This window comes from Enterobacter sp. K16B (genome assembly GCF_020216105.1).
GTDB lineage: Bacteria > Pseudomonadota > Gammaproteobacteria > Enterobacterales > Enterobacteriaceae > Enterobacter > Enterobacter sichuanensis.
Genome location: NZ_JAIWJZ010000130.1, coordinates 31,856 through 54,874 on the forward strand (window position 1 = coordinate 31,856; position 23,019 = coordinate 54,874).

Annotated in this window: 25 protein-coding genes and 1 other annotated feature; of the genes, 14 read left to right on the forward strand and 11 right to left on the reverse strand. The window is 54.0% G+C overall.

Features of this window, described 5'->3' with window-relative positions:
• Positions 1-62 precede the first annotated feature (62 nt).
• Positions 63-941 (reverse strand): NAD(+) kinase, encoded by an 879-nt coding sequence (nadK, locus tag LDK53_RS20240; protein WP_008502500.1) that lies wholly within the window; start codon positions 939-941, stop codon positions 63-65.
• 122 nt (positions 942-1,063) lie between these two features.
• On the opposite strand from nadK, the gene grpE reads away from it, so the two are divergent.
• On the forward strand, positions 1,064-1,657 hold the full coding sequence (gene grpE, locus LDK53_RS20245; protein ID WP_008502499.1) for a nucleotide exchange factor GrpE: 594 nt from the start codon (positions 1,064-1,066) through the stop codon (positions 1,655-1,657).
• Between the two features lie 52 nt (positions 1,658-1,709).
• Here grpE and LDK53_RS20250 read toward each other — a convergent pair whose 3' ends face one another.
• Positions 1,710-2,996 carry an HlyC/CorC family transporter gene (locus tag LDK53_RS20250; protein ID WP_225287918.1) on the reverse strand — a complete coding sequence of 429 codons (1,287 nt, stop codon included), beginning with the start codon at positions 2,994-2,996 and terminating at the stop codon, positions 1,710-1,712.
• A gap of 18 nt (positions 2,997-3,014) precedes the next feature.
• Positions 3,015-3,806: an inner membrane protein YpjD gene (locus tag LDK53_RS20255; RefSeq protein ID WP_032623031.1), complete on the reverse strand. Its 792-nt coding sequence runs from the start codon at positions 3,804-3,806 to the stop codon at positions 3,015-3,017.
• Positions 3,807-3,972: 166 nt separating this feature from the next.
• Here LDK53_RS20255 and ffh point away from each other — a divergent pair, with 166 nt between their 5' ends.
• The 7 genes from ffh to LDK53_RS20290 all read left to right on the forward strand — a co-directional run bounded on the left by ffh (position 3,973) and on the right by LDK53_RS20290 (position 9,390).
• Complete coding sequence (gene ffh / locus LDK53_RS20260) at positions 3,973-5,334, forward strand: signal recognition particle protein (protein WP_008502496.1); 1,362 nt, start codon at positions 3,973-3,975, stop codon at positions 5,332-5,334.
• 116 nt (positions 5,335-5,450) lie between these two features.
• The gene (gene rpsP / locus LDK53_RS20265) at positions 5,451-5,699 is read left to right on the forward strand and encodes a 30S ribosomal protein S16 (protein ID WP_003863133.1); all 249 of its coding nucleotides are present in this window, start codon (positions 5,451-5,453) and stop codon (positions 5,697-5,699) included.
• A gap of 15 nt (positions 5,700-5,714) precedes the next feature.
• A complete protein-coding gene (gene rimM / locus LDK53_RS20270; RefSeq protein ID WP_032672618.1) occupies positions 5,715-6,254 on the forward strand; it encodes a ribosome maturation factor RimM in 540 nt (179 codons plus the stop codon).
• A gap of 31 nt (positions 6,255-6,285) precedes the next feature.
• Entirely contained in the window at positions 6,286-7,053 is a 768-nt protein-coding gene (gene trmD, locus LDK53_RS20275; RefSeq protein ID WP_008502493.1) for a tRNA (guanosine(37)-N1)-methyltransferase TrmD, read from the forward strand.
• A 43-nt stretch (positions 7,054-7,096) separates the two neighbouring features.
• Complete coding sequence (gene rplS, locus LDK53_RS20280) at positions 7,097-7,444, forward strand: 50S ribosomal protein L19 (protein WP_002914145.1); 348 nt, start codon at positions 7,097-7,099, stop codon at positions 7,442-7,444.
• 132 nt (positions 7,445-7,576) lie between these two features.
• Positions 7,577-7,981 carry a DUF2946 domain-containing protein gene (locus LDK53_RS20285; RefSeq protein ID WP_225287912.1) on the forward strand — a complete coding sequence of 135 codons (405 nt, stop codon included), beginning with the start codon at positions 7,577-7,579 and terminating at the stop codon, positions 7,979-7,981.
• 38 nt (positions 7,982-8,019) lie between these two features.
• Positions 8,020-9,390, forward strand: a complete 1,371-nt coding sequence (locus LDK53_RS20290) for a PepSY-associated TM helix domain-containing protein (protein ID WP_225287913.1) — start codon at positions 8,020-8,022, stop codon at positions 9,388-9,390.
• Between the two features lie 2 nt (positions 9,391-9,392).
• On the opposite strand, the gene LDK53_RS20295 is transcribed toward LDK53_RS20290, so the two are convergent.
• The 4 genes from LDK53_RS20295 to LDK53_RS20310 all read right to left on the reverse strand — a co-directional run bounded on the left by LDK53_RS20295 (position 9,393) and on the right by LDK53_RS20310 (position 12,168).
• Positions 9,393-9,878, reverse strand: coding sequence for an OmpA family protein (locus LDK53_RS20295; protein WP_225287914.1), 486 nt, complete (start codon positions 9,876-9,878; stop codon positions 9,393-9,395).
• 12 nt (positions 9,879-9,890) lie between these two features.
• Positions 9,891-11,111 carry a diguanylate cyclase DgcN gene (gene dgcN / locus LDK53_RS20300; protein ID WP_047959267.1) on the reverse strand — a complete coding sequence of 407 codons (1,221 nt, stop codon included), beginning with the start codon at positions 11,109-11,111 and terminating at the stop codon, positions 9,891-9,893.
• Positions 11,104-11,592 carry a YfiR family protein gene (locus tag LDK53_RS20305; RefSeq protein WP_225287915.1) on the reverse strand — a complete coding sequence of 163 codons (489 nt, stop codon included), beginning with the start codon at positions 11,590-11,592 and terminating at the stop codon, positions 11,104-11,106. Before LDK53_RS20305 ends, dgcN begins: the two co-directional genes overlap by 8 nt.
• 201 nt (positions 11,593-11,793) lie before the next feature.
• On the reverse strand, positions 11,794-12,168 hold the full coding sequence (locus tag LDK53_RS20310; RefSeq protein ID WP_025759255.1) for a DUF2799 domain-containing protein: 375 nt from the start codon (positions 12,166-12,168) through the stop codon (positions 11,794-11,796).
• Positions 12,169-12,382: 214 nt separating this feature from the next.
• Here LDK53_RS20310 and aroF point away from each other — a divergent pair, with 214 nt between their 5' ends.
• From aroF to LDK53_RS20325, 3 genes are read left to right on the forward strand one after another with little or no spacing between them, the layout of a single operon-like run.
• Positions 12,383-13,453, forward strand: coding sequence for a 3-deoxy-7-phosphoheptulonate synthase AroF (aroF, locus tag LDK53_RS20315; RefSeq protein ID WP_025759254.1), 1,071 nt, complete (start codon positions 12,383-12,385; stop codon positions 13,451-13,453).
• 10 nt (positions 13,454-13,463) lie between these two features.
• The gene (gene tyrA / locus LDK53_RS20320; protein ID WP_059387077.1) at positions 13,464-14,585 is read left to right on the forward strand and encodes a bifunctional chorismate mutase/prephenate dehydrogenase; all 1,122 of its coding nucleotides are present in this window, start codon (positions 13,464-13,466) and stop codon (positions 14,583-14,585) included.
• Positions 14,586-14,645: 60 nt separating this feature from the next.
• Positions 14,646-15,518, forward strand: coding sequence for an SMP-30/gluconolactonase/LRE family protein (locus tag LDK53_RS20325; RefSeq protein ID WP_225287916.1), 873 nt, complete (start codon positions 14,646-14,648; stop codon positions 15,516-15,518).
• Here LDK53_RS20325 and pheA read toward each other — a convergent pair.
• The 4 genes from pheA to bamD form a co-directional block, all read right to left on the reverse strand.
• Positions 15,515-16,675 (reverse strand): bifunctional chorismate mutase/prephenate dehydratase, encoded by a 1,161-nt coding sequence (gene pheA, locus LDK53_RS20330; RefSeq protein WP_094918818.1) that lies wholly within the window; start codon positions 16,673-16,675, stop codon positions 15,515-15,517. The genes LDK53_RS20325 and pheA overlap by 4 nt on opposite strands.
• A 30-nt stretch (positions 16,676-16,705) precedes the next feature.
• Positions 16,706-16,831 (reverse strand) — a sequence feature (Phe leader region).
• Positions 16,783-16,830 carry a pheA operon leader peptide PheL gene (gene pheL / locus LDK53_RS20335; protein ID WP_100249759.1) on the reverse strand — a complete coding sequence of 16 codons (48 nt, stop codon included), beginning with the start codon at positions 16,828-16,830 and terminating at the stop codon, positions 16,783-16,785. (Overlaps the previous feature by 48 nt.)
• Before the next feature lie 110 nt (positions 16,832-16,941).
• Complete coding sequence (raiA, locus tag LDK53_RS20340; RefSeq protein ID WP_008502470.1) at positions 16,942-17,283, reverse strand: ribosome-associated translation inhibitor RaiA; 342 nt, start codon at positions 17,281-17,283, stop codon at positions 16,942-16,944.
• Between the two features lie 268 nt (positions 17,284-17,551).
• Positions 17,552-18,289 (reverse strand): outer membrane protein assembly factor BamD, encoded by a 738-nt coding sequence (gene bamD / locus LDK53_RS20345; protein ID WP_023308867.1) that lies wholly within the window; start codon positions 18,287-18,289, stop codon positions 17,552-17,554.
• Between the two features lie 131 nt (positions 18,290-18,420).
• Between bamD and rluD the strand changes: the two genes are divergently transcribed.
• From rluD to clpB, 3 genes are all read left to right on the forward strand, one after another.
• A complete protein-coding gene (gene rluD / locus LDK53_RS20350) occupies positions 18,421-19,401 on the forward strand; it encodes a 23S rRNA pseudouridine(1911/1915/1917) synthase RluD (protein ID WP_025759248.1) in 981 nt (326 codons plus the stop codon).
• Complete coding sequence (gene yfiH / locus LDK53_RS20355) at positions 19,398-20,129, forward strand: purine nucleoside phosphorylase YfiH (protein ID WP_025759247.1); 732 nt, start codon at positions 19,398-19,400, stop codon at positions 20,127-20,129. Before rluD ends, yfiH begins: the two co-directional genes overlap by 4 nt.
• Before the next feature lie 129 nt (positions 20,130-20,258).
• A complete protein-coding gene (gene clpB, locus LDK53_RS20360) occupies positions 20,259-22,832 on the forward strand; it encodes an ATP-dependent chaperone ClpB (RefSeq protein ID WP_025759246.1) in 2,574 nt (857 codons plus the stop codon).
• The last annotated feature ends 187 nt before the right edge of the window (positions 22,833-23,019 follow it).

Here is a 23,019-nt window from a genome sequence, read left to right on the forward strand (position 1 = left end):
CATAACTGTGTTTTCATACAGTATAAACTGGTTTTATATACAGTAAAGTGCTGGATGCAAAATCAGAACAATTTTTTTGACCAGCCAAGCTTCGAGCTTAATGTGTTGAAATAGCTGTAATCTTTCGGGTGAATGAGATTCAGATGGTAATCACACCGGCGAATAAGGACGTCTTCCCCCTCCTGGATTGGCAGCGCTATCTGGCTGTCGCAGCTGATCTCCAGGTCGTTACGCCGGTGCGAGAACCGCAGACGTATCGTGCTGTCGCCGTTGATGACCAGCGGCCGGGCAGAGAGCGTGTGCGGGAACATCGGCACCAGGGTAATGGCATCCAGAGACGGGGTCAGGATCGGCCCGCCGGCAGAAAGCGAGTAGGCGGTTGAGCCGGTCGGGGTGGAGATAATCAGCCCGTCAGAACGCTGGGAGAAGGCAAAGATTTCATCGATATAAACCTCGAATTCAATCATGTGCGCTACTTTACCGGGGTGGAGGACCACCTCGTTAATCGCGGTGCTGATGCGTTTCTGGCAGTCCTGCTGGCACACCTGCGCTTCCAGTAAAAAGCGCTTTTCACTGATATAGTGGCCTTCCAGCACGTCGGCCAGCTGCTGCTGCGCATTGTCCGGGTCGAGGTCGGTGAGAAAGCCGAGATTGCCACGGTTGATGCCGATGACCTTGATGTCATACCGCGCCAGCGTGCGGGCCGCGCCGAGCATATTGCCGTCGCCGCCTACCACCACGGCGAGGTCGGCCTGTTGGCCAATTTCCGCCAGCGTGCCAGTTTTGACGCTCTTCAGCTGCAGCTCCTGGGCAATCTGCTGCTCGACCATCACTTCATAGCCTTTGCTACACAACCAGCGATACAACATTTCATGTGTCGTCAATGCGGTAGGGTGACGCGGATGCCCGACGATCCCAATACACCTGAAATGATTATTCATTTTCTGGAGGTCCTTGTGCCTGATGAATGATGACAATCTGTCTTGTTCCCTTGAATCCCGGAAACTGATCCCCATAATAAGCGAAGTTAGCGAGATGAATGCAGAAAAACGCGGAGAAATTCATGAGTAGTAAAGAACAGAAAACGCCTGAGGGGCAAGCCCCTGAAGAAATTATCACGGAACAGCACGATGAAGTTGAGGCTGTAGAGCCAGACGCATCTGCTGAGCAGGTGGACCCGCGCGATGAAAAAATTGCGAATCTGGAAGCCCAGCTGGTAGAAGCACAGAATCGCGAACGCGACAGTGTTCTGCGCATCAAGGCGGAGATGGAAAACCTGCGTCGTCGTACCGAGCAGGACGTTGAGAAGGCGCACAAGTTTGCGCTGGAGAAATTCGTCAACGAACTGCTGCCGGTGATCGACAGCCTCGATCGCGCGCTGGAAGTCGCTGACAAAGCGAATCCGGACAACGCGGCGATGATCGAAGGCATCGAGCTGACGCTGAAATCCATGCTCGACGTGGTGCGTAAGTTTGGCGTGGAAGTGATTGCCGATACCGACGTACCGCTGGATCCAAACGTTCACCAGGCGATTGCGATGGTGGAATCTGAAGAGATTGAAGCCGGTAAAGTGCTGGGCGTGATGCAGAAAGGCTACACCCTGAACGGCCGTACCATTCGCGCTGCGATGGTAACCGTGGCGAAAGCGAAAGCGTAATTTGCCGCACGCGTAGTGCCGGGTGGCGGCTTCGCTCACCCGGCCTACAACCTTACTCTGCGATACTTTCGCGCAGGGGTTTTACAGGCAGGACCTTCACCTGCTTAATCATATTGTCCTGCACGTCCAGGATATCAATATCGTACTGCTCAATGCGCACCCGCGTGCCTGCCGCCGGGTTCTCCTCCAGCGCTTCCAGAATCATCCCGTTAATGGTGCGAGCCTCATCTTCCGGCAGATGCCAGTTAAAGGCTTTGTTGAGTTCGCGAATGTTCGCGCTGCCGTCAATCAGTACCGAGCCGTCATTTTGCGGAGTGACTTCTTCCGCAAGGGAAGGGGACATTGAGGTGGTAAAGTCTCCGACAATCTCTTCCAGAATATCTTCGACCGTCACCAGGCCCTGAATGTCGCCGTACTCATTGACCACCAGGCCAACTTTCTTCTTGTTTCGCTGGAATTTCACCAGCTGCGTGCTGAGCGGGGTGCCTTCCGGCACGTAGTAAATCTCGTCGGCGGCGCGCAGCATCACCTCTTTGGTGAACTCTTTTTTCTCGGTCATCAGACGGTAGGCTTCGCGCACGCGCAGCATGCTGATGGCGTCATCCAGCGAGTCGCGATACAGGACAATGCGCCCGTGCGGCGAGTGCGTCAGCTGACGGACGATGGCTTTCCAGTCATCATTGATGTCGATACCGACGATTTCATTACGCGGCACCATGATGTCGTTCACGCTCACTTTTTCCAGATCCAGCACCGAGAGGAGCATGTCCTGGTTACGTCGGGAGATCTGCGAGCGGGATTCGTTCACGATGGTGCGCAGCTCTTCTTTGCTGAGCGCGCTGCTGATGGTGACATCGGCTTTGATCCCCACCATCCGCATCAGGACGCGCGTCACCATGTTCAGCAGCCAGACCAGCGGCATCATCAGGATCTGCAGCGGTGCCAGCAGGAAGCTGCTCGGGTAGGCGACCTTCTCCGGGTAAAGCGCGGCGATGGTTTTCGGCAGCACTTCGGCAAACACCAGCACCACAAACGTCAGCACGCCGGTGGCAATCGCCACCCCGGCGTTGCCGTACAGGCGCATCCCGACGATGGTGCCGAGGGCAGAGGCCAGAATGTTGACGAGGTTGTTGCCGATAAGCACCAGGCTAATCAGGCGATCCGGCTTGCGGAGCAGCTTTTCAACGCGACGTGCGGCACGGTTACCCTGTTTAGCACGATGACGTAACCGGTAGCGGTTTAAGGTCATCATGCCGGTTTCCGAGCCGGAGAAATAGGCGGAGATGACCACCATGACGATCAGGATAACGATCAGCGTGGTGGTAGAGATGTGTTCCAGGGGGAACTCCTTTGTTTCTTAGCCAGCAAATTGCTGTATGAAGCGGCTGCCAAAATAGGCAAGGGTGAGAATGCCCGCACCCGCGACGTTGAACCAGACCACGCGGCGACCGCGCCAGCCTTCATGATAATGGCCCCATAACAGGACAATATAGACAAACCAGGCAATGATGGAGAGCACCGCTTTATCGATATTCTCCACGCTGAACAGGTTCTTCATATAAAACAGACCCGTGCAGAGCGTCAGGGTCAGCAGCACCACGCCCACCTGGGTGATGTGGAACATTTTACGCTCAATCACCATCAGCGGCGGCATCTCATGGTTAAACGCCAGCTTTTTGTTTTTCAGTTGGTAGTCAATCCAGGCGAGTTGCATGGCGTAGAGCGCGGCGATGATCAGCGTCGCATAGGCAAAGAGCGACAGGCCGATATGCACCAGCATCCCTGGCGTCGCCTCCAGATGGGTAATGAACTCATTAGGCATAAAGGTGGCTAAGGCCAGATTGATCAGCGCGAAGGTATACACAATCGGCAGCAGCAGCCAGCCGCGATTTTTAGAGGCCACGATGGTCATCACCGTACAGATCATCAGGCTGACCAGCGAGCCGACGTTGAGGACGCTCAGGTTTTGCACGCTGCCGTCGCCGGGGATAATGCGTGATTCCAGCGCAAACGCGTGGCTAATCAGTGCGATCACCGCCGAAAGAATAGCCATGCGCCGCCAGCCGCTGTTTTTTTGCAGCAGTCCGGGAATGATCAGCGCGAGGCTGACAGAGTAGGCAACAAGGGCGATCAGTGCGAAAACAGGCATATAGGCATCGACAGTTGTCTTAATAAGAAAGAGAAGCAGTATAACGTTACGTGACGCCTGCTCCAACCGTTGCATAACAACAAAGGCGCCTTCATGTTATACTCCGGCAAAATTCTGTGTATGTGTCGCTCATGGCGGCCCAACGTTTCTACTCAGGCGAGAGACAATGTTTGATAATTTAACCGATCGTTTGTCGCGCACGCTGCGCAACATCAGCGGCCGCGGACGCCTTACCGAAGACAACATCAAGGAAACGCTGCGCGAAGTGCGCATGGCGCTGCTGGAAGCAGACGTCGCGTTGCCGGTTGTTCGTGATTTTATCAACCGCGTTAAAGAGAAGGCGGTTGGTCATGAAGTTAACAAGAGCCTGACCCCGGGTCAGGAGTTCGTCAAAATCGTTCGTAACGAACTGGTTTCGGCGATGGGCGAAGAGAACCAGGTCCTGAACCTGGCGGCTCAGCCACCGGCCGTGGTGCTGATGGCGGGCCTGCAGGGTGCGGGTAAAACCACCAGCGTCGGTAAGCTGGGGAAATTCCTGCGTGAGAAGCACAAGAAGAAAGTGCTGGTGGTGTCTGCGGACGTCTACCGCCCGGCGGCGATCAAGCAGCTGGAAACCCTGGCTGAGCAGGTCGGCGTGGATTTCTTCCCGTCAGACGTCGCCCAGAAACCTGTCGATATCGTTAACGCGGCGCTGAAAGAGGCGAAGCTGAAATTCTACGACGTGCTGCTGGTGGATACAGCCGGTCGTCTGCACGTTGACGAAGCGATGATGGACGAGATCAAACAGGTGCATGCCTCTATTAACCCGGTAGAGACTCTGTTTGTTGTTGACGCCATGACCGGTCAGGATGCGGCGAATACCGCAAAAGCGTTTAACGAAGCCCTGCCGTTAACCGGCGTGGTGCTGACCAAAGTGGACGGTGACGCCCGCGGCGGTGCGGCTCTCTCCATTCGTCATATCACCGGTAAGCCGATCAAATTCCTCGGCGTGGGCGAAAAAACCGAAGCGCTGGAGCCGTTCCATCCGGATCGTATTGCCTCCCGTATCCTCGGCATGGGCGACGTGCTGTCGCTGATCGAAGATATCGAGAGCAAGGTTGACCGCGCGCAGGCTGAGAAGCTGGCCAGCAAGCTGAAAAAAGGTGATGGTTTCGATCTGACCGACTTCCTTGAGCAGCTGCGTCAGATGAAAAACATGGGTGGCATGGCAAGCCTGATGGGCAAACTGCCAGGCATGGGCCAGATCCCGGACAACGTGAAAGCGCAGATGGATGACAAGGTGCTGGTGCGGATGGAGGCGATCATCAACTCGATGACCCTCAAGGAACGCGCTAACCCGGATATCATCAAAGGTTCCCGCAAACGCCGTATCGCAGCCGGTTGCGGCATGCAGGTGCAGGACGTTAACCGTCTTCTGAAACAGTTCGACGACATGCAGCGCATGATGAAGAAAATGAAGAAAGGCGGCATGGCGAAGATGATGCGCGGCATGAAAGGGATGATGCCTCCCGGTTTTCCAGGGCGTTAATCGCTTTTGAGATTGCTTTTTGCCCGAAAATGAGTAAAATTTTCGGGCTTTTAATATGACACCCGGGCTCCGTTCCTCGATGGGGCCCGGTTGTTTTATTCACACAAGAGGATGTTATGGTAACTATTCGTTTAGCACGTCACGGCGCTAAAAAGCGTCCGTTCTACCAGGTTGTTGTGACTGACAGCCGTAATGCACGCAACGGTCGCTTCATCGAGCGCGTTGGTTTCTTCAACCCACTGGCCGCTGGCGCAGAAGAAGAAACTCGTCTGGATCTGGATCGTATCGCTCACTGGGTTGGCCAGGGCGCTACTGTTTCCGATCGCGTTGCTACGCTGATCAAAGCAGCAAACAAAGCAGCTTAATCTGTCACGGTGGTCATGATGAGCAATAAAGCACCTGTTGAACCGATTGTATTGGGAAAAATGGGTTCTTGCTACGGTATCCGTGGTTGGCTCAGAGTGTTTTCCTCCACTGAAGACGCTGATAGCATTTTTAATTACCAGCCCTGGTTTATCCAGAAAGGCGGTAAGTGGGAAGAGGTCGAGCTGGAAAGCTGGCGTCACCACAATCAGGACATCATCATCAAGCTGAAAGGCGTTGATGATCGTGATGCCGCGAATGCGCTGACTAATTGTGAAATTGTCGTGGATTCGTCGCAGTTGCCGGAGCTTGAAGAGGGTGACTACTACTGGAAAGACCTTATGGGCTGCCAGGTAGTGACCACTGAAGGCTACAGCCTGGGGAAAGTCATCGACATGATGGAAACCGGGTCAAATGACGTTCTCGTCATTAAGGCAAACCTGAAAGATGCATTTGGCATCAAGGAGCGGTTGGTCCCGTTCCTCGATGGACAGGTTATCAAGAAAGTCGATCTCACTACTCAAACCATTGAAGTAGATTGGGATCCTGGTTTTTAAATTCTCCGGATAAACGGTAAAAGACGGCGCTATGTGGATTGGCATAATTAGCCTGTTTCCTGAAATGTTCCGCGCGATTACCGATTACGGGGTAACTGGCCGGGCAGTAAAGAATGGCCTGCTGAGCATCCAGAGCTGGAGTCCTCGTGACTTTACTCATGACCGGCACCGTACCGTGGACGATCGTCCTTACGGCGGCGGACCGGGGATGTTAATGATGGTGCAACCCTTACGGGACGCCATTCACACAGCAAAAGCCGCGGCAGGTGAAGGCGCAAAGGTGATTTATCTGTCACCTCAGGGACGCAAGCTTGATCAAGCGGGCGTGAGCGAACTGGCGACGAATCAAAAGCTGATTCTGGTCTGTGGTCGCTACGAAGGGATAGATGAGCGCGTAATTCAAACCGAGATTGACGAAGAATGGTCTATCGGCGATTACGTTCTCAGCGGTGGTGAGTTACCCGCAATGACGCTGATTGACTCTGTCGCCCGGTTCATTCCGGGTGTTCTGGGCCATGAAGCTTCGGCAACGGAAGATTCCTTTGCCGATGGATTGCTGGACTGTCCACACTATACTCGTCCTGAAGTGTTAGAAGGGATGGAAGTACCGGCAGTGTTACTGTCTGGAAACCATGCCGAGATACGTCGCTGGCGTTTGAAGCAGTCGCTGGGCCGAACCTGGCTTAGAAGACCTGAACTTCTGGAAAACCTGGCTCTGACTGAAGAGCAAGCAAAGTTGCTGGCCGAGTTCAAAACTGAACACGCGCAACAGCAGCATGAACATGATGGGAATGCGTAATACGCACCCGAATATCAGTTTACCCAGGATAAGAGATTAAATTATGAGCAACATTATTAAGCAACTTGAACAAGAGCAGATGAAGCAGGACGTACCTTCCTTCCGTCCAGGTGACACCGTGGAAGTGAAAGTATGGGTTGTTGAAGGTTCCAAAAAACGTCTGCAGGCATTCGAGGGCGTGGTTATCGCTATTCGTAACCGCGGTCTGCACTCTGCATTCACTGTTCGTAAAATTTCCAACGGCGAAGGCGTTGAGCGTGTCTTCCAGACTCACTCTCCGGTAGTTGACAGCATTGCTGTTAAACGTCGTGGTGCTGTACGTAAAGCTAAACTGTACTACCTGCGTGAGCGTACTGGTAAGTCTGCTCGTATTAAAGAGCGTCTGAACTAAGATTCGCTTAAGCGACATCCTGTTAGAAAGGGCTGGCCGAAAGGCTGGCCCTTTTTTTATCCCATCGTATCTCTCGCGTTAACCCTTTCGTCATAAATCATTTACAATGCTTGCCTCTTGAGGGGAGGGGAAGTGGATAACGTACTGCATCAGCAAAACCGGAAACGCGCAGCGGCCTTGATCGCGCTGTTTGCGATCCTGCTGATCGTGGTGGCGCCGCTCATCTCCGTCTCGTTGCAAAAAGATCCCATGAGCGCCATGCCGGGTATGCATCATGACATGAGCATGATGTCGATGGATGAGCACCACGGCGATATGTCCCACACGGTGCCTGTTGACCATGCTGAAGCGTGCGGCTACTGCGTGCTGTTAGCGCATGTACCGGGCATGATGCTGGCGCTGATCGCCCTGCTCAGCGTGGTGCTGCAGAGGCTTCGCGTGAAACCGCCGCGTCGGGCGGTCAGCCACTGGCACTTTTTCCCCTGGCTTTACCCTGATACCCGCGCGCCACCGCGGCAGTCTGCTTTTTCCCTTTAAAAAAATATTGATAACTTTTTGCCTTAAAAAGGAAAAGTATGACGACCTGTACTTCGCACGCGGCATGGGGAAACCTGCTGCGTCGCCTCCATTTCTATGTTGGGCTGTTTGTCGGCCCGTTTATCTTCTTCGCCGCGCTGACCGGTACGCTGTATGTGGCCACCCCGCAGCTGGAGAATGCGCTCTACCGGCATGCGCTCCACACGGATTCCGTGGGCGAGCCGCAGCCTCTGGCGGAGCAAATCGCTGTGGCGGAAAAAACGGTTGGATCAGATTTACGTTTGCACGCCGTTCGTCCGGGGCTGGTTGAAGGTGAAACCACCCGCGTGATGTTTGCTGACCCGACGCTTGGACCATCTGAACACCGGGCTATTTTTGTCGATCCGGTCAATCTGGCGGTACTGGGGGATCTGACGGTGTATGGCACCAGCGGGATTTTACCGCTGCGCCAGACTATTGATTATCTGCATACGTCTCTGATGCTGGGCGACGCAGGAAGGCTCTACAGCGAGCTGGCGGCCTCCTGGATGTGGGTGGCCGCGCTGGGTGGCATTGCCCTGTGGTGTTATACCCGCCCCAAACGGCGGATCAACAATCGCTTCCAGAACCGGCGTCGCGTGCACGTGACGCTGGGCTGGGCTCTGCTGGGCGGAATGCTGTTATTCTCTGCAACCGGCCTGACCTGGTCCCAGTGGGCTGGCGGGAATGTTGATAAGCTGCGGGCAGAGATGAACTGGCTCACCCCTCAGGTGAACACCACGCTCTCCGGTGCGCCGGAGAGCGTGGATGAACATGCCGAACACCATGGCCATCACGGCGGAATGATGATGCCGGAGATGGCGATGGATCTGACGCAGTTTGATGGGGTCTTAAGCGCGGCGCGTAAAGCGGGGATTGATGCCAGCAAGCTGGAGATCCGCCCGGCGCAAACGGCAGATCGCGCCTGGACGGTGACGGAAATCGATCGCAGCTGGCCAACCCAGGTGGACGCCGTTGCGGTTGATCCGCATACGATGCAGGTGCTGGACCGAACCCGATTTGAGGATTTCCCGCTAATGGCAAAACTGACCCGCTGGGGAGTAGATTTTCATATGGGGATCTTATTCGGGTTGGTGAATCAGCTACTGCTCGTCGTGTTCGGCCTTGCCCTGTGCGTGCTCATCATCTGGGGATACCGGATGTGGTGGATGCGTCGTCCGGCGCAATCGACAGTGAGTCCGGTGCAGACGCTTTGCCAGAGCTGGCTGGCGTTGCCGGGCTGGGGAAGGGGCATTACGGTGTTGATTAGCCTGCTGCTGGGGATAGCCCTGCCAGTCATGGGCGTGAGTCTGGCGCTGTTTGTTCTGGTGGACTGGCTACGCTGGCGAGCGGCAACAGGGGTGACGCTCGCCGAATCTTCCGCTAAATAACCCTATGGCGTGCTGATAACCACGGCAACCCGGCGGTTTTCAGCACGCCCTTGTGGGGTACTGTTGCTCGCAACCGGGTATTTTTGACCCAATCCCTGCGTGGTGAGATTGCTGCGCGGGATATTCGCTCCCTTCGCCCAGGCGTCGGCCACGGCATTGGCGCGTTTTAACGACAGCGCATTGTTGTAGCTTTCTTCACCGTAATTGTCCGTGTGGCCGTCCATTCGCGCGTGGTTCAGGCCGGTTTCGGCAAGGCGAGAGGCCATGGACTTGATCTGTGTTTCACTTTCAGGTCGCAGCCGGGCGTCATTTTTATCAAACAGGATGGTATCCGACAGGCCAAGTGACCAGTCACCGTTCAGTTCGTTAAAACCGTAAGACTTCATCGCCGCGATTTGCTCAGGAGTGAATTTGCCTTCCGGCGGCGACTGACAGCCTGCGAAAACCATTGAGGCCAGAACTAACGGCGCGAAGTATCGTTTTAACATAGTGTATCCTTTCTAACTTATTGTTTTCGTACGCTGGTTTTTAACCTGGTACATATTGCGGTCAGCCCTCTCCAGTAATGCTTCCACGGAAGCATTTTCCCACGCCAGAGCAAAGCCAATGCTGAGTGACATTGATGCTTTTTGTCCGTTATGGAGATCAAACGGACGGATAAACTGCTGCGAAAGCGCAGCACAAATGTGTTGAACCTCAAGCTCAGAGTGCACGCCGTAGAGCACCATGGCAAATTCGTCACCGCCAAGGCGATAGGACTGATGACGTTTGTCGCCAAACTCCATCATTCTGCTCGCCACTTCAATCAGCACGCAGTCTCCTGCCGCATGTCCCCAGGTGTCGTTAATAAACTTAAAGTTATCACCGTCGAGGAAGAGCAGGGCCGAGTTAGTTCTGGCGGAAGGATCGTTCATTAAAGCTGCAATGCTGTTACGAAACGCCGCACGGTTGGCAAGGCCGGTGAGCGGGTCGTGCATGGCGGTCCGCAACAGCTGGGCGTTCTTGGCCTGCAGTTTTAGCTGCCACTCTTCCATCTCATCCAGAAGACTGTTGAAGTCTTCACCAAACTGGTGAAACTCTTCGATGCGGCCATCTTTCACCCTGCGGGAGAAGTTGCGGTTAGTGCGGACATCATGCACGACGTCGGTGATGTTTTGCAGGGCCGTCACCATACCGTGATGCAAAGACTGGGTAATGGTGAGTGCGACGACGGTAGCAAAAAGAATGCAGCCGGTAAGCACGGCAAACGACATCCAGATGAAATGACTGATGAGACTGTCTCGCGCGGTAAGTCTAATTTCGCCGACCATTGCGCCGTTATGCATGATGGGCTGCGCAACCGGAACGGGAAAAAGCCAGCGACTGACCAGGGCGCCCAGCGTGTCGTTGTTATCCTCCGGGTTCCAGGACCAGTAAGCAAACCGCTTTTTATGCGCGTTGACCACCTCGGCCACGGCAAACTGCCCCTGTTTACCCAGGGCCGCAAGCGTTTCGTTGGCCGCCAGAGAATCGTTGAACACCAGCGAGGCTTCCAGGCTGTGGCTCATTGTTGCGCCAGTTAATTCCAGGTTCTTTTGCGCGTATTGTTTTAACGTCACAACGGAAGCAAAACAGAGCAACACCCATATTAACGTCATCGTGATGATGACGCTTATCATGCTGTTTCGCCTCAACGTTCTTTTAAACGTCGGACGTGGCGTTGAAGTGAAATCTTTATCCATGCTGCTTATTCCGTGCAAGCATTAATACATCCGGATTGACTCTAACGCCACTGCGCGTCAGCGCATCCAGATTGACGGAGAACCGTACCTGGTCGCGATCGATCATCAGGCAAAACGCGCTGCCAATTACACATTCCGGATTTTGCTCTGAGATTAAAAGTAATGCTCTGCCCTGATATTGACTTATTAATTCAAGTTGTTTGGCCGGTGATTCAGACCCGAAATAAATAGCATCGCACGTCGCGGCCAGGGCTTCCCGATCGTTACGCACAATAACGGGAGTATAAGGTAACTCGCTATGCCCCTCATTGCTGCTGAGTGCGTGAGTATAATGAGAGGTGGCGTAGACGCAGAGTTTAGGCTGTCCGGAAAGTGACGGCCATCGCGTATAGCTCACTATGCCTGAGACAATCGAACGTACCGATTTATCCGTTTCCGTGAGCGTGCCTGCCGTCGCCAGGCCCACCATAAAGAACAGCATTAGCACCAGAGTAAGTCGGAACAAAGAGTTCAAGAATGAATTTCTCACCAGAATCCGCCACAACGCTCCGGAAATAGATGTCCTTAAGAGTTGCGGGCAGAATACCATTGTTTATCAAAGCCGTCATTATGTCAGGAATAGCGTCCGGCCGACCTAAGCTAAATCCTACAGTTGTTTATTTTTCGATGAATAAAAACAGATTTAATTCAGTCTGCTGGAACGCATACTTTCATCCATTCCTTGTTGCCATGCGGTATGCAGTTTTGCGGCGTTTTCGACAGTATCGCAACTGGCAGGAAAAGATTTGCCTGCTAAACCCCAGGCGTGGATAAAGCCTTCTTCGCAAACTTTCTTCTGACCATCGGCATAGCCGCGAAGATATTCACTACGATCAACGTGTGGATCGTTAAAACTATCGGCCAGGGTCTGGTTATCTTTAACCGGCAGGCCGTTCATGGCGTCTTCTTTACCTGCATCAAACCAGGATGGACTGGTCCAGTCGGGCTGGAAAGTGTAAGGATTGATCTGGCAGCCCGATAACAACAGCGACAACAGCACGAGAGCAATTGAACGCATAGCCATTCTCCTTTTTTCTTCAGCATAGCCTGGCAAATGATAGCTCGTATGTAATTTAATCTTTACGTTTTTATCGGCTGATATTGGCAATAAAATGGCTTCTGTAAATTAAAGTGTACGTATTTTGGATTGAAATGTTTACTTTTTATGGTATCGTGGTGTCACCTCATTGAGGAAAACAACTATCGCAAACGAGCTTTACAGGATCGCCATCATGCAAAAAGACGCGCTGAACAACGTACATATCACTGACGAACAGGTTTTAATCACGCCGGATCAACTGAAAGCGGAGTTCCCGCTGAGCGTCGCGCAGGAGGCTCAGATTGAGCACTCGCGCCAGACCATTTCTGACATCATTGCCGGTCGCGATCCGCGCCTGCTGGTGGTATGTGGTCCTTGCTCCATTCACGATCCTGAAACCGCCATTGAGTACGCTCGTCGATTTAAAGCATTAGCGGAGGAGGTCAGCGATAGCCTCTATCTGGTGATGCGCGTCTATTTTGAGAAGCCACGTACGACCGTTGGCTGGAAAGGGTTGATTAACGATCCGCACATGGATGGCTCGTTTGATGTGGAAGCAGGCCTGAAAATTGCGCGTCGCCTGCTGGTGGAGCTGGTCAGTATGGGGCTGCCGCTGGCAACCGAAGCGCTGGATCCAAACAGCCCTCAGTACCTGGGCGATCTGTTCAGCTGGTCCGCCATTGGTGCGCGTACCACGGAATCACAAACCCACCGCGAGATGGCGTCTGGCCTGTCGATGCCGGTTGGCTTTAAAAACGGTACCGATGGTAGCCTGGCGACGGCGATCAACGCCATGCGCGCTGCCGCCATGCCGCACCGCTTTGTCGGTATTAACCAGGCAGGCCAGGTGTGTCTCCTGCAAACCCAGGGCAACCCGGACGGGCATGTGATCCTGCGCGGCGGTAAAGCGCCAAACTACAGCCCGGCAGATGTGGCGCAGTGTGAAAAAGAGATGGAGCAGGCGGGACTGCGCCCGGCACTGATGGTAGATTGCAGTCATGGTAATTCCAATAAAGATTACCGCCGTCAGCCTGCGGTTGCAGAATCCGTGGTCGCGCAGATCAAAGATGGCAACCGTTCGATTATCGGACTGATGATTGAGAGCAACATTCATGAAGGCAATCAATCATCTGAACAACCGCGCAGCGCAATGAAGCACGGCGTATCCGTGACGGATGCCTGCATTAGCTGGGAGACCACCGATGCCCTGCTGCGTGAGATCCATAAAGATTTAAACGGCCAGCTGGCGGCGCGTCTGGCTTAAGAGGTTAGTTATGGTTGCTGAATTGACCGCATTACGCGATCAAATTGATGAAGTGGATAAGGCGCTGCTGGATCTGCTGGCGCGCCGTATGGCGCTGGTTGCCGAAGTCGGTGAGGTAAAAAGCAAATACGGCCTGCCGATTTACGTCCCGGAGCGCGAAGCCTCCATGCTGGCCTCCCGTCGCAAAGAGGCGCAGGCGCTGGGTGTTTCGCCGGATTTGATTGAAGATGTTCTGCGTCGCGTGATGCGGGAATCCTATTCCAGCGAAAACGACAAGGGTTTCAAAACCCTCTGTCCGTCACTGCGTCCGGTGGTGATTGTCGGCGGGGCAGGACAGATGGGGCGTCTGTTTGAAAAAATGCTGACCCTTTCTGGCTATCAGGTACGCATTCTGGAAAAAGAGGACTGGGCACAGGCACCGGAGCTCATGAAAGATGCCGGGATGGTTATCGTCAGCGTGCCGATCCACGTGACGGAGCAGATCATCGGGAAGCTTCCTCCTTTACCGAAAGACTGCATCCTGGTAGACCTGGCCTCTGTCAAAAATGGTCCGCTGCAGGCAATGCTGGCGGCGCATACCGGGCCGGTCCTGGGGCTGCACCCGATGTTTGGCCCGGACAGCGGCAGTCTGGCTAAGCAGGTGGTGGTCTACTGTGACGGTCGTCAGCCGGAAGCTTATCAGTGGTTCCTGGAACAGATTCAGGTCTGGGGCGCGCGGCTGCACCGCATCAGCGCGGTCGAGCACGATCAGAATATGGCCTTCATTCAGGCGCTGCGCCACTTTGCCACGTTTGCCTATGGTCTTCATCTGGCGGAAGAGAACGTTCAGCTTGAACAGCTGCTGGCGCTCTCTTCACCTATCTATCGTCTGGAGCTGGCGATGGTCGGGCGTCTGTTTGCGCAGGATCCGCAACTGTATGCGGACATTATCATGTCCTCCGAAAACAACCTGGCGCTCATCAAGCGTTACTATCAGCGATTTGGGGAAGCCATTACGCTGCTGGAGCAGGGAGACAAGCAGGCGTTTATCGACAGTTTCCGCAAGGTCGAACACTGGTTTGGCGACTACGCGCAGCGTTTCCAGAGTGAGAGCCGCACGCTATTGCGCCAGGCAAATGACAGTCGCCAGTAATGCGATGATGTATATACTGAAAGCCAGCATCGCTGGCTTTTTTCATTTTGGGGAACCGTCATGGCCGAACCGCAGTTGCTGTTCAATTACACCGGGCATCTGCCCGAATGCCCGACGTGGAGCGCGGAAGAGCGCGCACTCTACTGGGCGGATATTCTGGAAGGGGAGATCCACCGATACCATCTGCCGACCGCGGAACATACCGTGCTCTCTTTCCATGAGGAGGTGGGCTGTTTCGCACTGCGTGAGCGCGGCGGGTTTATCGTCGCTATGCGCACTGGCATCTGGCTGGCTGACAAGCATGGCCTTCTGCAGCGCAAGGTGTGCGATAACCCCTCTAATCCGCAGCTGGCGCGTTTTAATGATGGAGGAACCGACAGTCAGGGGCGTTTCTATGCGGGGACTTTCTGGGGACCGGGGGATTACAACGGCGCACTGCTGATGCGTATCGACAACGACCTGACGCCGAAAGTGATCCAGTGCGATATTCACGGGCACAACGGTTTAGCGTTTAGCCCGGATAATCAGTGGATGTTTACCTCAGACACGCCAAATGGTGTGATTTACCGTACGCCGCTCGATGAGCAGGGCGAACCGGGCAGGCGTGAGGTATTTCGTCAGTTTAAAGAGGGGGAGGGGATACCGGACGGCGCGGCAATGGATGTTGAGGGCTGCTACTGGAGCGCGCTGTTTGACGGATGGCGTATCGCGCGTTTTTCTCCACAAGGGGGGCAGCTGGAAGAGTATGAAATGCCGGTACGTTGCCCGACGATGGTCTGTTTTGGCGGTGACGACATGAAAACGCTGTTCATCACGACCACGCGGGAAAATATGGACGCGCAGGAGGTGGCGCAGTATCCACTCTCCGGCGCCATTTTCACCCTGCCCGTTAACGTGGCAGGGATGAAGAAAAGCCGCTTTATCGAACGTTAGATGGGATCGACCGGCACGACGTTTTCACTTGGATAGCAGCCCAGCACTTTCATTGAACGGGTAATTTCACCCAGTTCGCGCAGGGCTTTCTGCATGGAAGCAGACTCCAGGTTGGCCTGGATATCAAGGTAGAACATCTCTTCCCACGGGTTCCCGTGGATCGGACGTGATTCCAGTTTCGTCATGATCAGGTTGTGGTTACGCAGCACCAGCAGGGCTTCAACCAGCGCGCCGGCCTGCTGGCCGGTCGCCATCAGCAGCGTGGTTTTGGCCGGGACCTGGTCTGACACATTAATGGCCTTGCGGGCCAGCACCACGAAGCGGGTGATGTTTTGCGTCTGGTTTGCCAGGTTGCGTTCGAGCACCTGTAAACCATACAGCGCGCCGCCCGCTTCGCTACCGAGCGCCGCGACGGCGGGGGAGTTAGCCTGCGCGACTTTTTCCATCGCCGCGGAGGTGCTTTCGGTGTACTCGATTTTCCAGTTAGGGTAACGGTTCAGAAACTGGCTGCACTGCTGGAACGGCTGCGGGTGGCTGTAGACGGTTTCGATCTTGCTCAGGTCCGTTGAGCCAGAGACCAGCACGCAGTGATCGATAGGGATCGTCAGTTCGCCAACCAGCGACAGGCTGGTGTGCTGCAGCAAATCGTAGACGTCGTTGATGGCGCCGGAGCTGGTGTTTTCAATCGGGACGACGGCGTAATCCGCCTGGCCGGTCTCGACCTGATTGAAAATATCGGCAAACTTCGCACAGCCGCTCTCAATAAATTCTTCAAAATGGCGTGCGGCATACTGACGTGCGGCCAGGTGAGAATAAGAGCCCTTCGGCCCGAGGAAGGCGATTCGCGCAGAGTGCGGATTGGTTTTGTTCAGGTGCTGCTGGAGTAAAGCTTGCTGGGTCAGAACAGAGTCTTCGATGATGAGCTGGAACAACCGGGTGATGTAATGGGCATCGAGGTGATGCGCTTTACCGAGCTGAATCAGCCGCTCCAGCAGATCGCGCTCGCGGTCAATATCACGGACCGGGCGATGGGAGTCCAGCTTGGCTTTACCCACTTCGATGGCGAGCGCGCGGCGTTCAGCCAGCAGCGCCAGTAATTTTTCATCCAGTGCGCTGATCTTAACTCGCAGATCCAGTAACGGGTTTTCCGGTGTCATAGTGTTGCCTGTCTCATTTTATCGTTATCAATAAAAAAGGCCCCCCGGTGTGGGAGGCCTTGTTGTTCGTCTTCGCATTCTTTATCACACGACGAAACGCCTCCCGTTCAGGGGAAGGTAAAAAAGAATGCGAAGAAGAACGGTGTCAGTTTCATAAGGTCATCCTGTGATTGATATCGTTAAAGTACCCGTACTGTTTTCACCCTGTCAATAAAAAACAAAAGACGCGCCCGAAGGCGCGTTGGCGGTACACTCAATTTAAAGGATTACTCTTCTTCAACTTCTTCCGCGAAGCTGGCGTCTTTCACCGATGTTGTGGCGCGACGGGCTTCACCTTTGTGTTGCACTTTATTGAGCTGCCGTTCCAGCTTGTTGATCAAATCGTTAATTGCGGTGTACATATCCTCATGTTTTGCGCTGGCGACCAGATGGCCGTTTGGAGTATTGATAGTTGCGTCAGCGATGAAACCCTGCGGCTCCTTGGACAGGATGATATGTGGATTAATCAAATGTGTTTGCCATTTATCCAGTTTGGCGAGACGGTCTGCGACGTGCTGGCGAATTGCCGGAGTAATTTCCATTTGTTTACTGGTAATGTTCATTGTCATAAATTTTACCTCTTGTCTTTCCGTCTTGGTGATTCCAGCATACCCGACCCAATGTCAAAATGTGTGATTTAGATCACGTTATTTTGTCGGTTTTTGTCAGGGAATCTTTTTTGTGAGGCAGGGCAGGAAGAGGTGAGATTTACCTTGTGGAAGGCAAAAATTGCGGTCATAGTTGACGGGATGTGTTGAGGCTAAAGCGCTTCAGCGATGCTTAGAAATGAATAAAAAAACGGCAGCCAGAAGGCTGCCGTTTTGCATTGAGGTCATATCAGGTGTTGCTGCTGTTGGCAGCAATGATTTTCGCCACTTTTTCAGCCTGGGCGGTCATCTGCATCTGACGGTACGCATTTTCCATCAGCTTCAGGCCGTCGCGCGTTGCCTGGGTATCCGGGTAATCGCGAAGCATACCTTCTACGCGGTTAACCACGGCAACCCATGCGCCACGGCGGGTATAGTATTCCGCCACGGAGTACTCATATTTCGCCAGACGATCTTTCAGGAACACCAGACGTTTGGTGGCGTCAGTCACGTACTGACTGTTCGGATAGCCGCGCACCAGTTTGGAGAAGTCATTGAAGGCGTCACGCGCATGCTGTGGGTCACGGTCGGAACGATCCACGCCGAAGAAGCCCTGAAGCGCACTGTCATCCAGCGCCATGTTGGTGAGACCGCGCATGTACATGACATAGTCGATGTTAGGATGAGTCGGGTTCAGACGCATGAAACGATCGATGGTTGCCTGTGCCAGCGGCAGATCGGCATTTTTATAGTATGCGTAGATGAGATCTAACTGTACCTGCTGCGAATACGGACCAAATGGATAGCGATTATCCAACGCTTCCAGTTGCGTTATCGCCTGTTTCCAGTTACCGTCCTGCAACTTTTGTTGTGCAGTCGCATAGATTTCATTCGGCGGATTGTCAGGGACCTGTTCATTTGAACCGGAGCAGCCCACCAAAGCCAGGCTCAACGTGGCCGCTGCCACCAGATATTTCATGCGCGTCATGACGTTTTGACTTTCCTCAAATGTTTGTCCGGGAGAAACTCTGTTCCTGCTCCCGATTAAGACCAGCTACAATAGCACACTATATTAAACGGCAAAGCCGTAAAACCCAACGTTAAACGAAGAAGCAGTTTATGGCACAACGAGTAGAACTCACCGCAACAGTCTCCGAAAATCAGCTCGGTCAACGCTTAGATCAGGCTTTGGCCGAATTGTTCCCTGATTATTCGCGTTCACGCATAAAAGAATGGATCCTTGACCAGCGCGTGATGGTAAATGGCAAGATCTGGGACAAACCAAAAGAGAAAGTGTTAGGTGGGGAAGCTGTCGCCATCAATGCTGAAATCGAAGAGGAAATCCGCTTCGAGCCGCAGGATATCCCACTGGACATCGTCTACGAAGATGATGACATCCTGGTGATCAACAAACCGCGCGACCTGGTTGTTCATCCGGGCGCGGGGAACCCTGACGGTACGGTACTTAACGCACTTCTCCATTATTATCCGCCCATCGCGGATGTTCCGCGCGCGGGCATTGTGCACCGTCTGGATAAAGACACGACCGGTCTGATGGTGGTCGCGAAGACTGTTCCAGCGCAGACCCGTCTGGTGGAATCGCTGCAGCTGCGCGAAATTACCCGTGAGTATGAAGCGGTAGCCATTGGGCATATGACCTCTGGTGGTACGGTGGAAGAGCCAATCAGTCGTCACCCAACCAAACGTACTCATATGTCGGTGCATCCGATGGGTAAACCCGCGGTAACGCACTACCGCATTATGGAGCACTTCCGCATTCATACGCGCTTGCGTCTGCGTCTGGAAACCGGGCGTACTCACCAGATCCGTGTTCACATGGCACACATAACCCATCCGCTGGTGGGGGATCAGGTTTACGGTGGCCGTCCGCGTCCGCCTAAAGGCGCATCGGATGAGTTCATCAGCGTACTGCGCAAATTCGATCGCCAGGCGCTGCACGCGACCATGCTGCGCCTATACCATCCGATCACCGGTATTCAGATGGAGTGGCATGCGCCTATCCCACAGGATATGGTGGAACTTATTGACGCGATGCGTGCTGATTTCGAAGAACATAAGGATCAAGTGGACTGGTTATGACCAAACTGATTGTCCCGGAGTGGCCATTGCCTGAAGGCGTGGCTGCCTGCAGTTCAACCCGCACTGGCGGCGTTAGCCAGGGTGCCTGGGAGTCTTTGAACCTCGGTGCGCACTGTGGCGATGATCCTGAGCATGTTGAAGAGAACCGCAGGCGCCTGTTTGCTGCAGGGAACCTACCGTCGAAACCGGTCTGGCTTGAACAGGTTCATGGTAAAGCGGTACTGAAGTTGACGGGAGAACCCTACGCTTCTAAACGTGCTGACGCCTCTTACAGTAATACTCCGGGCACCGTTTGTGCCGTAATGACGGCCGATTGCCTGCCGGTTCTGTTTTGTAACCGTGCAGGTACCGAGGTTGCCGCAGCGCATGCTGGCTGGCGTGGTCTGTGTGAAGGCGTGCTGGAGGAGACTGTCGCCTGCTTTAAGGATGACCCCGCCAATATCATGGCCTGGCTTGGCCCGGCCATCGGTCCTCGTGCCTTTGAAGTAGGACCCGAAGTCCGCGACGCTTTTATGGAAAAAGATCCGCAAGCCGTGGACGCCTTCCAGCCTTCGGGGAATAAATATCTGGCCGATATTTACCAGCTTGCCCGTCAGCGTCTGAATAATGTTGGTGTGACGCAGATTTTCGGCGGCGATCGCTGCACCTTCACCGAAAAGGGTGATTTTTTCTCTTATCGCCGCGACAAGACCACGGGGCGTATGGCAAGTTTCATTTGGCTGATATAACCTAAAGAATCAAGACGATCCGGCACGTGCTGTTTTCTTTTCACATAATTCAGGTCATTAACCTTGAATAATTGAGGGATGACCTCATTTAATCTCCAGTAGCAAATTTGACCTGTTATGGGAGGAGTTATGCGTCTGGATCGTCTTACTAATAAATTCCAGCTTGCTCTCGCCGATGCCCAGTCCCTCGCACTGGGGCACGACAACCAGTTTATCGAACCTCTTCATTTAATGAGTGCCTTGCTGAATCAGGAAGGGGGATCGGTACGTCCTTTATTAACGTCTGCTGGCATTAATGCTGGCCAGTTGCGCACCGCCATCGATCAGGCGCTGAGCCGTTTACCGCAGGTCGAAGGGACCGGCGGGGACGTGCAGCCGTCGCAGGATCTGGTGCGTGTGCTGAACCTTTGCGACAAGCTGGCGCAAAAACGTGGGGACAACTTTATTTCGTCAGAGCTGTTTGTTCTGGCGGCGCTTGAATCACGCGGTACCTTGACCGACCTGCTGAAATCTGCCGGAGCAACCACCGCCAATGTGACTCAGGCGATTGAGAAAATGCGCGGAGGTGAAAGCGTGAACGATCAGGGAGCCGAAGACCAACGTCAGGCTTTGAAGAAATTTACGGTCGATCTGACCGAACGTGCTGAACAGGGCAAACTTGACCCGGTGATCGGCCGTGACGAAGAGATCCGCCGTACGATTCAGGTACTGCAACGTCGTACCAAGAACAACCCGGTACTGATTGGTGAGCCGGGTGTCGGTAAAACTGCCATCGTTGAAGGGTTGGCGCAGCGTATCGTGAACGGTGAAGTGCCGGAAGGGCTGAAAGGCCGCCGTGTACTGGCGCTGGATATGGGCGCGCTGGTGGCCGGTGCGAAATACCGCGGGGAGTTCGAAGAGCGTCTGAAAGGCGTCCTTAACGATCTCGCGAAACAGGAAGGCAACGTTATCCTGTTTATCGACGAACTGCACACCATGGTCGGTGCTGGTAAGGCGGACGGCGCGATGGATGCCGGGAACATGCTGAAACCTGCGCTGGCGCGCGGTGAACTTCACTGCGTCGGTGCTACTACGCTTGATGAGTACCGTCAGTACATTGAAAAAGATGCTGCGCTGGAACGTCGTTTCCAGAAAGTGTTTGTCGCTGAGCCAAGCGTTGAAGATACCATCGCGATTTTACGTGGTCTGAAAGAGCGCTATGAACTGCACCACCATGTGCAGATCACTGACCCGGCCATCGTAGCGGCTGCGACGCTTTCGCATCGTTACATCGCCGACCGTCAGTTGCCCGATAAGGCCATCGACCTGATTGATGAAGCGGCTTCAAGCATTCGTATGCAGATTGACTCGAAACCGGAAGAGCTGGACAGACTTGACCGACGCATCATTCAGCTCAAGCTGGAACAGCAGGCGCTGAAGAAAGAGTCTGATGAAGCCAGTAAGAAACGCCTGGATATGCTCAATGAAGAACTGGACGATAAAGAGCGCCAGTATTCCGAGCTGGAAGAAGAGTGGAAAGCCGAGAAAGCTTCCCTGTCCGGTACGCAGACCATTAAAGCTGAACTCGAACAGGCAAAAATTGCCATTGAGCAGGCGCGACGCGTGGGCGACCTGGCGCGAATGTCCGAGCTGCAGTACGGCAAAATTCCTGAGCTGGAAAAACAGCTTGAGATTGCGACGCAATCGGAAGGTAAAACGATGCGTCTGTTGCGTAATAAAGTCACGGATGCCGAGATTGCTGAAGTCCTTGCTCGCTGGACAGGCATTCCGGTAGCACGCATGCTTGAAGGTGAGCGTGAAAAACTGCTGCGCATGGAGAACGATCTCCACAATCGGGTGATTGGCCAGAACGAGGCGGTTGAGGCGGTATCGAATGCTATTCGTCGTAGCCGTGCAGGGCTGTCCGACCCGAATCGTCCGATTGGTTCCTTCCTGTTCCTGGGGCCGACCGGTGTCGGTAAGACCGAGCTGTGTAAAGCGCTGGCTAACTTTATGTTCGACAGCGACGATGCAATGGTCCGTATCGACATGTCCGAGTTTATGGAAAAACACGCCGTTTCGCGTCTGGTCGGTGCGCCTCCGGGATACGTTGGTTATGAAGAGGGTGGGTACCTGACAGAAGCGGTGCGTCGTCGCCCTTATTCCGTCATCCTGCTGGATGAGGTGGAAAAAGCGCATCCGGATGTGTTCAACATTCTGCTTCAGGTCCTGGACGATGGTCGTCTGACAGACGGGCAGGGGAGAACGGTCGATTTCCGTAATACGGTTGTCATCATGACCTCGAACCTGGGCTCCGATCTGATTCAGGAACGTTTCGGCGAACTGGACTACAGCCATATGAAGGATCTGGTGCTGGGTGTGGTAAGCCATAACTTCCGTCCGGAGTTCATCAACCGTATTGATGAAGTGGTGGTGTTCCATCCGCTGGGTGAGAAACACATTGCGTCGATTGCGCAGATCCAGCTGCAGCGTCTGTATAAACGTCTGGAAGAACGTGGATATGAAATTCACATCTCCGATGAAGCGCTGAAACTGCTGAGTAAGAATGGTTACGATCCGGTGTACGGTGCGCGTCCATTAAAACGTGCTATCCAGCAGCAGATCGAAAACCCGCTGGCGCAGCAGATCCTTTCCGGGGAGCTGATTCCAGGAAAAGTTATTCGTCTGGAAGCCAACGACGATCGCATTGTGGCAGTGCAGTAGGTCACAAAACGCAAAAACGAGCCGCTTGCGGCTCGTTTTTGTTTAAAAACCAGGCGAGAATTGAGGTCTGGAGTCAGATTTGCCTGGAAAGTGAGCAGTCAGTAAATAATTTTCACTTTATCCTTGCAGGTTCGGAATTACTCCCTATAATGCGCCTCCACTGACACGGAACAACGGCACACACGCC

Coding starts and splice junctions, on each gene's coding strand:
- LDK53_RS20310 (WP_025759255.1), bottom strand. CDS start 12,168: ATGCGTTCAATTGCTCTCGTGCTGTTGTCGCTGTTGTTATCGGGCTGC.
- pheA (WP_094918818.1), bottom strand. CDS start 16,675: ATGACACCGGAAAACCCGTTACTGGATCTGCGAGTTAAGATCAGCGCA.
- LDK53_RS20295 (WP_225287914.1), bottom strand. CDS start 9,878: ATGTTAAAACGATACTTCGCGCCGTTAGTTCTGGCCTCAATGGTTTTC.
- trmD (WP_008502493.1), top strand. CDS start 6,286: ATGTGGATTGGCATAATTAGCCTGTTTCCTGAAATGTTCCGCGCGATT.
- dgcN (WP_047959267.1), bottom strand. CDS start 11,111: ATGGATAAAGATTTCACTTCAACGCCACGTCCGACGTTTAAAAGAACG.
- aroF (WP_025759254.1), top strand. CDS start 12,383: ATGCAAAAAGACGCGCTGAACAACGTACATATCACTGACGAACAGGTT.
- LDK53_RS20325 (WP_225287916.1), top strand. CDS start 14,646: ATGGCCGAACCGCAGTTGCTGTTCAATTACACCGGGCATCTGCCCGAA.
- grpE (WP_008502499.1), top strand. CDS start 1,064: ATGAGTAGTAAAGAACAGAAAACGCCTGAGGGGCAAGCCCCTGAAGAA.
- rluD (WP_025759248.1), top strand. CDS start 18,421: ATGGCACAACGAGTAGAACTCACCGCAACAGTCTCCGAAAATCAGCTC.
- rimM (WP_032672618.1), top strand. CDS start 5,715: ATGATGAGCAATAAAGCACCTGTTGAACCGATTGTATTGGGAAAAATG.
- LDK53_RS20255 (WP_032623031.1), bottom strand. CDS start 3,806: ATGCCTGTTTTCGCACTGATCGCCCTTGTTGCCTACTCTGTCAGCCTC.
- tyrA (WP_059387077.1), top strand. CDS start 13,464: ATGGTTGCTGAATTGACCGCATTACGCGATCAAATTGATGAAGTGGAT.
- ffh (WP_008502496.1), top strand. CDS start 3,973: ATGTTTGATAATTTAACCGATCGTTTGTCGCGCACGCTGCGCAACATC.
- LDK53_RS20290 (WP_225287913.1), top strand. CDS start 8,020: ATGACGACCTGTACTTCGCACGCGGCATGGGGAAACCTGCTGCGTCGC.
- clpB (WP_025759246.1), top strand. CDS start 20,259: ATGCGTCTGGATCGTCTTACTAATAAATTCCAGCTTGCTCTCGCCGAT.
- rplS (WP_002914145.1), top strand. CDS start 7,097: ATGAGCAACATTATTAAGCAACTTGAACAAGAGCAGATGAAGCAGGAC.
- yfiH (WP_025759247.1), top strand. CDS start 19,398: ATGACCAAACTGATTGTCCCGGAGTGGCCATTGCCTGAAGGCGTGGCT.
- LDK53_RS20305 (WP_225287915.1), bottom strand. CDS start 11,592: ATGCTGTTCTTTATGGTGGGCCTGGCGACGGCAGGCACGCTCACGGAA.
- raiA (WP_008502470.1), bottom strand. CDS start 17,283: ATGACAATGAACATTACCAGTAAACAAATGGAAATTACTCCGGCAATT.
- nadK (WP_008502500.1), bottom strand. CDS start 941: ATGAATAATCATTTCAGGTGTATTGGGATCGTCGGGCATCCGCGTCAC.
- rpsP (WP_003863133.1), top strand. CDS start 5,451: ATGGTAACTATTCGTTTAGCACGTCACGGCGCTAAAAAGCGTCCGTTC.
- bamD (WP_023308867.1), bottom strand. CDS start 18,289: ATGACGCGCATGAAATATCTGGTGGCAGCGGCCACGTTGAGCCTGGCT.